Consider the following 12,309-nt stretch of genomic DNA (forward strand, 5'->3'; position numbering starts at 1 on the left):
TTCATGACTTTTCGTCATTGCATACCTCGAGGGCAGTCCCGCTGATGTCCTTTCTAACCCCCGTACTGCTGGCCGGCATCGAAAAGAGCATCAATCGCCTGCTGGCACGCGACCCGGCGGCGCCGTCCCGTCTGGCGGCCATGGCCGGGCAGCGCCTGTTGCTGCGACTTGAATCCCCCCGGATTGAAGTGCTGGTCATCTTTCACATCCACGGTCTGACGCTGGCCTCGCTGCCCGAGGGCGAGGACCGGGATGCTGACACGACCATCGAAATCGATGCCGACACGCTGGGCGCCCTGCTGGGCGGTACGCCGATCCAGTCGCTCATGACCGACCACAAACTGGTCGTGCGCGGCCAGCTCGGGCTTTTGATGCAGGCGCGCGAACTACTGATGGATCTGGATGTCGACTGGGAGGGGGCCTTTGCCGAATGGTTCGGCGATGCCCCGGCCCACAGCCTGGCCACCGGGCTGCGTCGTCTGGGACACTTCGGCGTCCACTCATCAAGGAGTCTCGAGCAGGATCTGCGCGAGTATATCCTCGAAGAGGGCCAGTGGCTCGCCGGCCGCGCCCGCTTTGACGTGGCCCGCGAACATCTCACCGAACTCGAAATTGCGACGGACCGGCTGGAAGCCCGGCTTGAACGTCTCAACCGTCGTCTGCGAGGGCACCACTCTTGATGACGCTATGGCGCCTGATCCGTATTGCCTGGGTGGTGACCCGCTATCGGCTCGACAGTCTGATCCCTGCCGAGCGACTGCCGGGTTATGCCCGCTTCGTGATGGCCATTGCGCCCATCCGGCTGTTCCCGAAGGGGGACAAAACGCGCGGTGAGCGCCTGCGGCTGGCGCTGGAGGATCTGGGCCCCATTTTCATCAAGTTCGGACAGATGCTGTCGACCCGGCGCGATTTGATGCCGCCGGACATCGCCGTGGAGCTCAAGCGGCTGCAGGATCAGGTACCGCCCTTTCACAGCGACACGGCGCGCACGATCATCGAGGAGGAGCTGGGCGCCCCGGTCGGCGAGCTCTTTGACCACTTCGAACCCGAGTCGATGGCCTCGGCTTCCATTGCCCAGGTGCATGCCGCCCGTCTTCACAGCGGCGAAGAGGTCGTGGTCAAGGTTATCCGGCCCGGCATCGACAGCGTCATGCGCAACGACATGGCGCTTTTGTATACCTTTGCCCGGCTCCTTTTGAAGGTCTGGCCCGAAGCCCGTCGCCTGCGCCCGGTGGAAGTGGTCAAGGACTACGAGTCCACCCTCTTTGATGAGCTTGATCTGCAAAAGGAGGCGGCAAACACCTCCCAGCTCAAGCGCAATTTCCAGCACTCGCCGCTGTTGCATGTCCCGACCATTTACTGGCCGCTGACGCGCCGGCGCGTCATGACCCAGGAGCGGGTCACCGGCGTGCCGGTGGCCAATACCGACGCGCTGGAAGCCCAGGGGGTCGATATGCGCCTGCTGGCCGAGCGCGGCGTGGAAATCTTTTTCACCCAGGTGTTTCGCGACAACTTCTTCCACGCCGACATGCACCCGGGCAATATCTTTGTGGATATCAGCAATCCACAGGACCCCAGCTACATTGCCATCGACTGCGGCATCGTCGGCAGTCTGACCCGTGAAGACCAGGACTATCTGGCGCGCAATATCATCGCCTTCTTTCGTCAGGACTATTACGAAGTGGCCATGCTCCATATCGAGTCCGGCTGGGTGGGCGAGGATACCCGCGCCAACGAGTTTGCCGCCGCCATTCGCTCGGTCTGTGAGCCCATTCTTGAAAAGCCGCTCAAGGACATCTCCTTCGGTCAGGTGCTGATGGGGCTTTTCCAGACGGCGCAGCGCTTTCACATGGAGGTGCAGCCGCAGCTGGTCCTGTTGCAGAAAACGCTGCTCAACATCGAGGGCCTGGGGCGAACCCTGTATCCCGAGCTTGACCTGTGGCACACCGCCAAGCCCTTTCTGGAGCGCTGGATGCATGAGCGGGCCGGCCCCAAGGGGTTCTGGGAGGAGCTCAAGCGCCAGGCGCCGGATCTGGCCCAGCGCATCCCGCAGCTGCCGGTACTGGCCCACCAGGCCCTGTCCCAGGTCGAAAACGAGCGCAAGCATCGCGAGCAGCAGACAGCCGCCTTCGTAACCCTTCAAAACTCCTTTTCAGGGGTGCGCAAGGGAGCACGCCGGATCAGGATCGGACTGGTACTGATCGCGGGGGCGCTGGCCTGGCAGCCCATTTCCCAGTGGGCGATGCAGCAGCACTGGAGCATCCTGATCGCTGCCGGCATCGGCCTGGCCCTGGTGATCTGGCGCTGAGCGGTACCGATAACATCGACAGATTGCAGGCGGTGATGATATAAGCTCCCATCGTCCTGACACGCCCTGGCATGACACATCAGGAACCCATCTCAATGAGCACTATTCTCGATCAGCTCGATCAACGCCTCGCCGATCGGCGCCATGGCGACGCTGATACCTCCTACGTCGCCGGCCTGCACCAGCGCGGTCTCAACAAGATTCTGGAAAAGGTGGGCGAAGAAGCGGTCGAAACGATTCTGGCCGCCCGCGACGCCGAGCATGGCGATGACCGGGCCCGACAGGCCCTGATCAGCGAGACGGCCGATCTTTGGTTCCATTCGCTGGTCATGCTGTCCCACCTGGATCTGGACCATCAAAGCGTGCTTGACGAGCTGGCACGCCGCCAGGGCCTTTCAGGGCTCGAGGAAAAGGCATCACGCACCGACGGCTAACGTTTGGCCGTGTTGCCTGTCCTGACATTACAATGAGGGTGTTGCCGCAGGCAGCACCGGATCCATCAATGACCGTGTCCTGTCGGACACCACGGAGAAACGCCATGTTGGGTGGTATCAGTATCTGGCAGCTTCTGATCGTTCTGGGCATCATCATCCTGATTTTCGGAACCAAGAAGATTCGCAATCTGGGCGGCGATCTGGGCGGCGCCATCAAGGGCTTCAAGCAGGCCGTCAACGAGGATGACGAGACAACCAGCAAACCTCAGCAGCGCGTCAAGCACGACGAGACTCCGGGCCACGAGACTATCGATAGCCAGACGGATACGCGCGAAAAAGAAGACACCCGGAAATAATCCGTCATGTTCGATATCAGTTTTCCCGAGCTGATCGTGATCGGCGCCATCGCCCTGGTGGTGCTGGGTCCCGAGCGGCTGCCGACGGCAGCGCGCACGGCCGGTCTGTGGCTGGGAAAGATCAAGCGAACGGTCTCGAGCGTACAGCAGGAGATTACCTCCCAGCTCGAGACCGAAGAGCTGCAGCGCAAGATGAAAAGCCAGCAGGACCGCTTCGATCAGGGGCTGAAAAAGGCCCGGGATGATATCGAGAGTCTGGGGGATGACCCGTCTGCCAGCAGCCGAAAGCTCTCGGACAGGGCCCTTTCCGATGATCGCTCGGCGGCCCGACACAAGGAGACATCCGATGCCGAGTCGGCGTCGGATCGTCACGCGCCTGCCGCTGCCCCATCGACCGAGTCGGCGTCGGATCGTCACGCGCCTGCCGCTGCCCCATCGACCGAGCCGGCGCCGGATCGCCACGCCCATACGGCCGATCCATCCACCGCGCCGGCACCGGCCTCCGAGGCCGACTCTGACGAGCAGAAGACATCCGATACCGCAGCGTCCCGGACACCGCCATCGGACCGCCATGACAGGGATAACCACGATCGATGAGCCCACAGGACGATAATCAGTCGCAGACACCGCTGATCGATCACCTTATCGAGCTTCGTTCACGACTGCTGCGTGCCATGATCGTCATCGTGGTCGCGTTTGCAGCGCTGTACGCCTTTTCCAACCAGATCTATACCTTTGTGGCCGAGCCGCTCATGGCGCTTTTGCCGCCCGGCTCGCAGATGATCGCCACGGAAGTGGCCTCGCCCTTTCTGGCGCCCTTCAAGCTGACACTGATCGTGTCGCTGTTTCTGGCCATCCCCTTTGTGCTCTATCAGGCCTGGGCCTTTATCGCACCGGGCCTTTATGCGCATGAAAAAAAGCTGGCCCTGCCCATTCTGGGCTCGAGCGTGCTGCTGTTTTATGGCGGCGCGGCCTTTGCCTACTACGTGGTGTTTCCGCTGCTGTTCCAGTTTTTCACCACGGCAGGCCCGGCCAACGTGCAGGTCATGACCGACATCAATGCCTATCTGTCCTTTGTCCTCAAGCTGTTCATGGCATTCGGGCTGGCCTTCGAGATTCCGGTTGCCACCTTTTTGCTGGTGCTGACCGGGGCGACCACGGTCCAGGCGCTGTCGGCCAAGCGCCCCTATGTGGTCATTGCCTGCTTTATCGTGGGCATGATGCTCACCCCCCCCGATATCATCTCCCAGACGCTGCTGGCCGGCCCGATGTGGCTTTTGTTCGAGATCGGCATTCTCTTTGCCCGCATGATCCGGCGCCCGCGCGGCGGCCGTGACGATGTCGAGATGAATGACACCGGCAGCTGATGCCCGAGCCGCGTCTCAGCGCGGCTGCTCCATCAGCGTACTGATCCGCTCCACCAGCTTGAAAAGCCCCCGGGCAATCTCGGAGGGCCGCTTGCCCAGCAGCCAGCCGGGCGTGGTGAGCACGCGGTGCTCGAGATCCACCACGATCTCGCCAACGCCGGCACTCTTGTGCAGCCCGCCCATGGCGCTGACGGTACCGGACAGCGCCGCACTCTGCCCCAGCGTCACCGGGATGGCCTCTTCAAAGAGTCGCGGCACCAGCAGCGCCGCCATGCCGACCAGCGCAATGGGCTTGCGCGCGTCATGAAACTCGTGAAGCCGTGACACAAGCTGCTCGAGCACCTGCATGGAGGAGCCGCTGACGGCAAAATCGCTCAGCTGATTGATAGCGCCATGCCCGCCGGGAATGATGATGGCGCCAAATGCCGATGTTTCCAGACGGTCCAGCGGATAGATGCGCTCGTGCACCATGCGACACGACTCCACCATGGCGTGGCGGTGTTCATCGGCCGTGGGCTCGCCGCTGGTGTGATCGATCACATGATGCTGCGCCACATCCGGGGCGAAACAGCTCCACTCGATGCCCAGCTGATCCAGCCGCAAAAGCACCATCGTCAGTTCCTGCACATCGGTGCCATCCAGCCAGCCACATCCGGAAATCACGACTGCTACACGCTTTTTCATGCTGCTGCTCCCATGTGATACATGACATCCGCCTTCCGGGCAGACAGTGGCGACCGACGTCCCGTCCGGTCGTATTGAATGCGACGATCATCGTCACTGCTGCCGGAAAGGCCAGCTATTATTGTTATGGTCGTTCATGTCACTACCGCGTTGCAGGAGGTCTCTCGTGACCGCCCTTGCCTTGCGTCGTTTGCCGGCCCCCGCCTGCGCCGTGATGACGTTGCACGCCGCATGAGACGTGAACACACGCTGACGGGAGACGAGCCGATTCTGCCGGTATTCGTTCAGAAAGGCGATCGCTGTTGCGAGGCCGGCGCGCGAGCCGACCCTGTCGGGTCCTTCAACGGGACAGGCAAGCGTATCGGTGCCATTCGGGATGTATCCGAGGCAAAAGGAGTGATCAATAAGCGCCTCATGGCCTGCTCGGTCAGGCAGAACCGTCACTGTGATGGCCCCGGCCAACAGAGGTGAAGGGCTGCACAAGGCCGTCGTGGGTATCGCCGAAGGGGCTGAAGCGGTCATGATCATGCCGGGCCTGCCCTGCCCGGACGTACTGTATCGCGTCAGACGGATGCTGCGTGTCCCGACTTTCGTCTACCGACTCGGCAGTGCATACACCCTGCACCGGACCACCCCTGACAATGGCGGCTTGTCGGCTGCAGGAAGGGACGCGCATGATGGCATTGCGGCGCTGCTTCAGGCCAGCCGGTGCCGATGGCATCCCGATTCGGTGCGCCGGATGCACTGCGCAGGCGCCAAAGCAGCCTCGAGACTACTGTCATGAAACGGTCATGAGAGTTTCTCAAACTCGGGCATGCGGCCCTTGCGGAGTGTCGCACGCCATTTGCCGGAGAGATCTCGATGTCAGAAACACCTTCCAACGCTACCGAGGCCAACACCCCGGCCGACAATGACGCTACCCCGGCACTGAGAATCAACCATACCCATGCCGGCATTCGCGCCCGGGCCGCCGCCAATGCCGAGCGCAGCCTCGATGACGCCGGGCTCTATTTCAACCGTGAGCTCTCGACGCTGCGCTTTCACATTCGCGTGCTGGAGCAGGCGCTGGACGAGACGCATCCGCTGTTGGAGCGGCTGATGTTTCTGCTGATCTTCTCGTCCAACCTGGATGAGTTTTTCGAGATTCGCGTCGCCGGCCTCAAGCGCCGCATCGCCTACGGCAATGAAGAAACCGGTATCGATGGCCACTCGACGTCCAGCATCTTCCATCAGCTGGCCACGACCGCCCATGAGCAGGTCGAGCGTCAGTATCACATTCTCAATACCCAACTGATTCCGGCGCTCGCCGACCAGGGCATTCACTTTCTGCGCCGCCATGTCTGGAACAAGGCGCAGCGAGAGTGGGTCAGCGCCTACTTCGATGACGAGATCATGCCCGTGATCAGTCCGATCGGGCTGGACCCGTCACATCCCTTTCCGCGACTGGTCAACAAGAGCCTCAACTTCATCGTCGAGCTGGAAGGACGCGATGCCTTCGGCCGCGAAGGCGGCATGGCCATCATCCCGGCGCCCCGCTCCCTGCCCCGCCTGATCAGGCTGCCCCGGGAGCTGGAACGCGAGGGCTGCCAGGAGTATGTCTTTCTCTCCTCGATGATTCATGCCCACGCCGAACAACTGTTTCCCGGCATGACCATGCGCGGCTGCTATCAGTTTCGCCTGACCCGTAACGCCGACCTGTCGGTGGACACCGAGGATGTGTCGGACCTGGCCACGGCACTCAAGAGCGAGCTGCTGGCCAGGCGCTACGGGGACGGCGTACGTCTCGAGATGGCCAACAACTGCCCGACGCACCTGAGCGACTTTCTGCTCCGACAGTTCAAGCTCGAGCATGAAGATCTCTATCTGGTGGATGGTCCGGTCAACCTGAGCCGGCTGATGGCCATGATCGGTGACAGCGAGCGGTTTGACCTGCGCTACACGCCGTTCGCGCCGGGGGTACCAAAGGCACTGCGCAAGGACGAGAGCCTTTTCAATCTGGTGGGGCGCCAGGACATCCTGCTGCTGCACCCCTGGGAGTCGTTTGGCGTGATCGAGAACTGGCTGTCCGAGGCCGCCCACGACCCCGCCGTACTGGCCATCAAGCAGACGCTCTATCGTACCGGCGCGGACTCCGGCGTGGTCAGCGCGCTGGTCGATGCCGCGCGCAGCGGCAAGGAAGTCACCGTGGTGATCGAGCTGCGCGCCCGCTTTGACGAGGCCGACAATATCGCACTTGCCTCCCGGCTTCAGGAGGCCGGGGCCAACGTGATCTACGGCGTCATGGCCTACAAGACCCATGCCAAGATGCTGCATATCGTGCGCCGCGAGGCCGGACGCATTCGCCACTACGCCCACATGGGCACCGGCAACTATCACTCAAAGACGGCGAAGCTCTATACCGACTACAGCCTGCTGACGGCCCGCGAAACCCTGTGTGAGGACGTCCATCATGTCTTTCAGCAGCTCTCCGGCATGGGCGAACCGCGCCACACCGAACATTTGCTGCATGCGCCCTTCACGCTGCACAAGCGCCTGGTCGAGCTGATCGACCGGGAAGCAGGCCACGCCCGCAAGGGACACAAGGCCACGCTGACCATCAAGTGCAACTCCCTGACGGAACCCAAATTGATTCAGGCGCTGTATCGCGCCTCCCAGGCCGGCGTTATCTGTCAGCTGATCATCCGGGGCACCTGCTGCCTGCGCCCGGGCATCCCCGGGGTCTCCGACAACATTACGGTGCGTTCGGTGGTGGGCCGCTTTCTGGAACATACCCGGGTCTTTCATTTTCACAACGCCGGCAAACCCGAGGTCTGGTGCTCCAGCGCCGACTTCATGGAGCGCAACATGTTTCAGCGTGTGGAAACCTGCTTTCCCCTGCTGGACAAGAAGATCGCCCAACGGGTCAGGAAGGATCTGGATACCTACATGCTGGACAACTGCCAGAGCTGGACGCTGCAGTCGGACGGCCACTATGAGAAGCGTTGTCCGGGCAACAATGAAGCCGCCATCAGCGCGCAGGAGACTCTTCTGTACGCCTACGCCGTACAGCCCTGAATCGGATAGATGGATTGCTCGCGACTGCACTGACTGAAAGACCCATGAAAAAGTCCGGGCACCTGATGTGTCCGGACTTTTTGTTTTCCTTTCAGCATGCCATCGTCGCGGCCGATGCCATGGTGTCAGACACCAATCATGCCGCCGTCGCGTTTCTGGATCACCACCGTCGATGAACGCGGACGCACCTGCCCTGACGCTACCTGCGTGGCATCATCGGTATTGGTCGCCGGCCAGTTGGCCGGATGCTGAATATTGATAAACAGCGCCGTCCGATCAGGTGTGGCAAAGATGCCGGTGACTTCGGCCTCATCGGGGCCGATGGCGAAACGCTTGAGCTGTGCCTGGTTCCGGACATTGATGGCAGGGTAGTCATCACCTCCCATCGCCCCCGGCACGACGGCCAGCACCTGATCGTTGGTGATTTCGGCCACTGCATTGTCACGCCCCTTGTCCAGACCGTTGTCTGTTTCGATCCAGAGAATGCCCTCGCCGTTGTCACGCTCGTCAAACCAGAGGCCATCGGGGCTGGCAAAAGCGTTAACATCGGTCAGTCCTGAAAGATTGCTGTCGGCATCACTGGCGCTACCGCCAAAGACGAAAGGCTCCCAGCGCATGCGGGTCGGGTCGTCACTGTTCTCCTGCCAGCGAATGATATGCCCATAGGTATTATCCGGGCGCGGATTGGCGGCATCGACCGGCGCAGTGGCATAGCCGCTGCCCATGGCGGCAACGTGATCGCCATGACCGGTGACGCCTGGTTCACTTTCTGCGTCAGTGCGTTTCGAGTTGTTGGTCAGCGTCATGTACACCATGCCCGAATGCGGATCGACCGTCCCCCATTCGGGGCGATCCATGGGCGTGGCGCCCATCATGTCGGCCGCGTCGCAGGTATTGATGATAATGCCGGCCTGATCCTCGAAAAGCTCCCCCAGCCGACGCCCCTTGTGCTCCCCGCGGGGGATGATGGCGTCCACGGTCAGCGGCAGCCACTCCCCTGTTCCATCGGCATCAAACCGGGCCACATACAGCGTGCCGTCATCCAGATAGCTGGCGCCTATCGCCTGGCGGTCATAGACTTCGCCCGGGCGGTTGGCATCGCTTTGCTGCCAGCGTTTTGTCGTCACGAACTTGTAGATGTATTCGTTGCGGCTGTCGTGGCCGGTATAGAAGGTCAGCGGCATACCTTCGACCACACGACCGGGCCAACACCCCTCGTGACGAAAACGCCCCAGCGCCGTGCGCTTGTAAACGACACTGTCAGCATCGTAGGGATCAACTTCCACGATGTAGCCAAAGCCACGGGCCTCGTTGCGGTAATCCTGCGCGGGATTGTCACCTTGCGGGGTATTGTCGAAACGGCTGAACTCGCCCTGCTCGCCGGCGTCGGCACTTTCCCAGCCGTAGCGGCCCCGCTCACCGTTGATGCCCAGACGGGCCTGATCGGGCGTCAGCTCACCCCGGTTGATAAATACCTCGGGCCAGTTTTCTTCACAGGTCAGGTAGGTGCCCCAGGGGGTATGGCCACAGGCGCAATTGTTATTGGTACCGCGAACGTGCGTCCCTTCGGGGGACCAGGCAGTGACTACCCATGAGGTGCCACGAACGGGGCCGGCAAGCGCCATGGGTGTCGCCGACGTAATACGACGGTTGCGGGCATCACCGGCAACAACTGTCCAGTGCCCCTGATCATCGCGCCGCAGACGGACAACCGCCACGCCATGGGCATTGATCTCGGTACGCACCTCGTCAGCCGGACGAGCGCCTTCATCATTGTTGGTCGGGCCATTCCGGGGCGCCCAGAGGGCTTTCTGATCGATATATTCGTGATTGATGGCCAGCAGGAAATCACGCGAGGCGTGTCTTGTGTCCAGCGGGAAGTGGTACATGCCATCGTGATGCATCCCCATGGCACGTGCCTGAAAGGCCGGTGTGACGCGCATGTCCGGTTGCCAGCCGGCAGCGCCACTATCCAGCGGTGTTCCCCATGGGGCCAGGACCTGAGCGGTATATCCCTCAGGGACCACGATGGCATCCGTCATGCTGCCGGGCAGCGATTCAAACCCCAGGGTGAGCCGACGTTCCGTCTCGGCACCGGCCCGGCGAATGGCAGCGCTCAGGCCGAAATCGGTCAACAAGGTGGCGGCGGCCAGCCCCAGACTGCCCTGCAACATGCGACGACGCGACAGGTAGCGCGTCAGCACGGATGAGAAAGGACGATTACCGCTATCGTTGTGGTTGTCATGATTTTCAATTTCCTGGCTCATGTCATCGTCTCTCGAGGGCTTGATCGATGGCCGAGATTACGACGATATCATGACAGGTGTTTGACATTTTCAGGATCCGGGGCGGCTACGGCGCCGTCCCGGTCCTGAACGATTCAGATAGGCTGTGCGGCCAGACGCTGCGCCGCCAGACGCAGATGGTGTTCGCTGTCCGTCCAGCCCAGGCAGCCATCGGTCACGGAGACGCCGTAACGCAGCGACCCGCCCAGGGCCTGTTTGCCCGCTTCCAGATGACTTTCCAGCATCACGCCGACCAGTGATGACGCCCCCGCCAGACGCTGGCGAATGACCTCGTCGAGCACCAGCGGCTGTCGGGCAGGGTCCTTGCTGCTGTTGGCATGAGAGCAGTCCACCATGATGGCACTCGACACGCCGGCCTTTCTCAGGGCCTCGCTCGCGTTTTCCACGCTTTGCGCGTCAAAGTTGGGGCCGTGATGGCCGCCACGCAGTACGAGATGGGTATGGGGGTTGCCGCTGGAGTGCAACAGCGCCGGGCAGCCGTTGTCGTCGAAGCCCGGGTAGCGGTGGCCGTGGCGGCTGGCACCCATGGCGTCGATGGCGACCTGAATGCCGCCATCGGTGCCGTTCTTGAAGCCCGTGGGCATGGGCAGCGCACTGACCATTTCACGGTGGATCTGTGACTCGGTGGTACGCGCCCCGACCGCTGCCCAGCTGATGAGATCATCCATGTAGGCGCTCAGCATGGGCTGCAGCAGTTCGCAGGCGATCGGCATGCCCAGTTCGGTGATGTCGCGCATCAGCCGGCGCGTACTGGCAAGCCCTTCGGCCATGTTGTCGCTGCCATCAAGATGCGGATCATACACCAGCCCCTTCCAGCCCACCGTCGTACGCGGCTTTTCGACATAGACCCGCATGACCAGCAGCATGCTGTCGGCCACTTCGTCGGCAAGCTGCTTCAGCCGCCGGGCATAGTCCAGCGCGCTGTCGCGGTCATGAATGGAGCAGGGTCCCATTACGACCAGCAGGCGCGAATCCCGCCCGTCGAGAATGTCCCGGATGGCCTGACGATGCCCGGCGATCTGCGCTTCCCGTGCAGGCTCGAGTGCAATGGCGTCCTTGAGCGCGCCCGGCGTGGGCAGGGGCTGGGCGACGCCCGGGCCGCCGACATGGTCGGATTCGACGGTAGAGACCGGGGAGAGTTCGGCGGTATTGAGTGAGGCGTTCATGGCGTCTTTCGATCCTTTAACAGCGTAACAAGGGGGCGTGGGGAGCGCCCTGTGTCAGCACACCGGCGGCCAGCGCTCGGTACGCCGCCAGCGTGTGGCTGAATCGCCAGTCAAGAATCGGGTAGCGGTAGGTCATGGTCATGTTGCTCTCCTGATGGCTGCCGGATCATCTGCCGGTTGCATGAAACATAAAAAACCCCCGGTGGCATGCTGCCGACCGGGGGTTTCATGGGTGGGCAGCACGGTAGACACCGGCACGCCCTGACAGATCAGGCGTGCCTGTCTCTAAACCAATAGCCCACTGGATAACCGACCTCGTTCAACGCACGCGACGACACCGCCGGCGCCTTTCGCGCCAGCGGTGTCGTCGTGTCATTGACCGGAAGATGCGTCATGCCGGGTTATCCTGATTGAATCCGCTGGTTCACTGCTTCGAGGGTCAGCGCCCCCGTGATCGATCATTCGAGGTTAGCACGGCCGGCTCAGATGAGAAACTCCCTCAGAATAAACAGTGCCGGCAGGGCCGCCGCCAGCGATATCGCCACCACACCTGCCACAATGCCGACCAGCAATGCCCGATCCTTCAGTAGCGTCGACGCCGATGTCATGATGGTCACCTGTTACGGTTGTTGGC

14 protein-coding genes are annotated in these 12,309 nt (G+C 62.0%); 8 read left to right on the top strand and 6 right to left on the bottom strand.

The window, feature by feature from the left end; all coding sequences use genetic code 11:
- Positions 1–44 precede the first annotated feature (44 nt).
- The 6 genes from M1D97_RS12880 to tatC all read left to right on the top strand — a co-directional run bounded on the left by M1D97_RS12880 (position 45) and on the right by tatC (position 4,465).
- The gene (locus tag M1D97_RS12880; protein ID WP_456268129.1) at positions 45–680 is read left to right on the top strand and encodes a ubiquinone biosynthesis accessory factor UbiJ; all 636 of its coding nucleotides are present in this window, start codon (positions 45–47) and stop codon (positions 678–680) included.
- The gene (ubiB, locus tag M1D97_RS12885; RefSeq protein ID WP_456268130.1) at positions 680–2,308 is read left to right on the top strand and encodes a ubiquinone biosynthesis regulatory protein kinase UbiB; all 1,629 of its coding nucleotides are present in this window, start codon (positions 680–682) and stop codon (positions 2,306–2,308) included. The genes M1D97_RS12880 and ubiB overlap by 1 nt, the downstream gene beginning before the upstream one ends.
- 95 nt (positions 2,309–2,403) lie before the next feature.
- Positions 2,404–2,742 carry a phosphoribosyl-ATP diphosphatase gene (locus M1D97_RS12890; protein WP_456268131.1) on the top strand — a complete coding sequence of 113 codons (339 nt, stop codon included), beginning with the start codon at positions 2,404–2,406 and terminating at the stop codon, positions 2,740–2,742.
- 104 nt (positions 2,743–2,846) lie between these two features.
- Entirely contained in the window at positions 2,847–3,098 is a 252-nt protein-coding gene (tatA, locus tag M1D97_RS12895) for a Sec-independent protein translocase subunit TatA (RefSeq protein WP_456268132.1), read from the top strand.
- Between the two features lie 6 nt (positions 3,099–3,104).
- The gene (gene tatB, locus M1D97_RS12900; protein WP_456268133.1) at positions 3,105–3,695 is read left to right on the top strand and encodes a Sec-independent protein translocase protein TatB; all 591 of its coding nucleotides are present in this window, start codon (positions 3,105–3,107) and stop codon (positions 3,693–3,695) included.
- Complete coding sequence (gene tatC / locus M1D97_RS12905) at positions 3,692–4,465, top strand: twin-arginine translocase subunit TatC (RefSeq protein WP_456268134.1); 774 nt, start codon at positions 3,692–3,694, stop codon at positions 4,463–4,465. Before tatB ends, tatC begins: the two co-directional genes overlap by 4 nt.
- A gap of 15 nt (positions 4,466–4,480) precedes the next feature.
- Here tatC and elbB read toward each other — a convergent pair whose 3' ends face one another.
- Together elbB and M1D97_RS12915 are read right to left on the bottom strand one after the other, a co-directional pair.
- Positions 4,481–5,149, bottom strand: coding sequence for an isoprenoid biosynthesis glyoxalase ElbB (elbB, locus tag M1D97_RS12910; RefSeq protein ID WP_456268135.1), 669 nt, complete (start codon positions 5,147–5,149; stop codon positions 4,481–4,483).
- Between the two features lie 93 nt (positions 5,150–5,242).
- Positions 5,243–5,677, bottom strand: coding sequence for a hypothetical protein (locus M1D97_RS12915; protein WP_456270248.1), 435 nt, complete (start codon positions 5,675–5,677; stop codon positions 5,243–5,245).
- Between M1D97_RS12915 and M1D97_RS12920 the strand changes: the two genes are divergently transcribed.
- Positions 5,598–5,933 (top strand): hypothetical protein, encoded by a 336-nt coding sequence (locus tag M1D97_RS12920; protein ID WP_456268136.1) that lies wholly within the window; start codon positions 5,598–5,600, stop codon positions 5,931–5,933. The two genes, M1D97_RS12915 and M1D97_RS12920, sit on opposite strands and share 80 nt — an antisense overlap.
- A 77-nt stretch (positions 5,934–6,010) precedes the next feature.
- Positions 6,011–8,203, top strand: coding sequence for a polyphosphate kinase 1 (ppk1, locus tag M1D97_RS12925; protein WP_456268137.1), 2,193 nt, complete (start codon positions 6,011–6,013; stop codon positions 8,201–8,203).
- Positions 8,204–8,328: 125 nt separating this feature from the next.
- Here ppk1 and M1D97_RS12930 read toward each other — a convergent pair whose 3' ends face one another.
- The 4 genes from M1D97_RS12930 to M1D97_RS12945 form a co-directional block, all read right to left on the bottom strand.
- The gene (locus tag M1D97_RS12930; protein ID WP_456268138.1) at positions 8,329–10,470 is read right to left on the bottom strand and encodes a PhoX family protein; all 2,142 of its coding nucleotides are present in this window, start codon (positions 10,468–10,470) and stop codon (positions 8,329–8,331) included.
- Positions 10,471–10,583: 113 nt separating this feature from the next.
- Positions 10,584–11,675: a 3-deoxy-7-phosphoheptulonate synthase gene (locus tag M1D97_RS12935; protein WP_456268139.1), complete on the bottom strand. Its 1,092-nt coding sequence runs from the start codon at positions 11,673–11,675 to the stop codon at positions 10,584–10,586.
- A 16-nt stretch (positions 11,676–11,691) separates the two neighbouring features.
- Positions 11,692–11,817, bottom strand: coding sequence for a hypothetical protein (locus M1D97_RS12940; RefSeq protein WP_456268140.1), 126 nt, complete (start codon positions 11,815–11,817; stop codon positions 11,692–11,694).
- Positions 11,818–12,157: 340 nt separating this feature from the next.
- Positions 12,158–12,283, bottom strand: a complete 126-nt coding sequence (locus M1D97_RS12945; RefSeq protein ID WP_456268141.1) for a hypothetical protein — start codon at positions 12,281–12,283, stop codon at positions 12,158–12,160.
- Positions 12,284–12,309: the final 26 nt, after the last annotated feature.

The sequence above is a fragment of the Kushneria sp. AK178 genome, assembly GCF_053903105.1.

Excerpts from the sequence above, each read along its gene's own strand:
- M1D97_RS12935 (WP_456268139.1), bottom strand. The coding sequence starts at position 11,675 with ATGAACGCCTCACTCAATACCGCCGAACTCTCCCCGGTCTCTACCGTC.
- M1D97_RS12940 (WP_456268140.1), bottom strand. The coding sequence starts at position 11,817 with ATGACCATGACCTACCGCTACCCGATTCTTGACTGGCGATTCAGCCAC.
- M1D97_RS12930 (WP_456268138.1), bottom strand. The coding sequence starts at position 10,470 with ATGAGCCAGGAAATTGAAAATCATGACAACCACAACGATAGCGGTAAT.
- M1D97_RS12915 (WP_456270248.1), bottom strand. The coding sequence starts at position 5,677 with ATGATCATGACCGCTTCAGCCCCTTCGGCGATACCCACGACGGCCTTG.
- elbB (WP_456268135.1), bottom strand. The coding sequence starts at position 5,149 with ATGAAAAAGCGTGTAGCAGTCGTGATTTCCGGATGTGGCTGGCTGGAT.
- ubiB (WP_456268130.1), top strand. The coding sequence starts at position 680 with ATGACGCTATGGCGCCTGATCCGTATTGCCTGGGTGGTGACCCGCTAT.
- ppk1 (WP_456268137.1), top strand. The coding sequence starts at position 6,011 with ATGTCAGAAACACCTTCCAACGCTACCGAGGCCAACACCCCGGCCGAC.
- M1D97_RS12920 (WP_456268136.1), top strand. The coding sequence starts at position 5,598 with ATGGCCCCGGCCAACAGAGGTGAAGGGCTGCACAAGGCCGTCGTGGGT.
- M1D97_RS12945 (WP_456268141.1), bottom strand. The coding sequence starts at position 12,283 with ATGACATCGGCGTCGACGCTACTGAAGGATCGGGCATTGCTGGTCGGC.
- tatC (WP_456268134.1), top strand. The coding sequence starts at position 3,692 with ATGAGCCCACAGGACGATAATCAGTCGCAGACACCGCTGATCGATCAC.
- tatB (WP_456268133.1), top strand. The coding sequence starts at position 3,105 with ATGTTCGATATCAGTTTTCCCGAGCTGATCGTGATCGGCGCCATCGCC.
- tatA (WP_456268132.1), top strand. The coding sequence starts at position 2,847 with ATGTTGGGTGGTATCAGTATCTGGCAGCTTCTGATCGTTCTGGGCATC.
- M1D97_RS12880 (WP_456268129.1), top strand. The coding sequence starts at position 45 with ATGTCCTTTCTAACCCCCGTACTGCTGGCCGGCATCGAAAAGAGCATC.
- M1D97_RS12890 (WP_456268131.1), top strand. The coding sequence starts at position 2,404 with ATGAGCACTATTCTCGATCAGCTCGATCAACGCCTCGCCGATCGGCGC.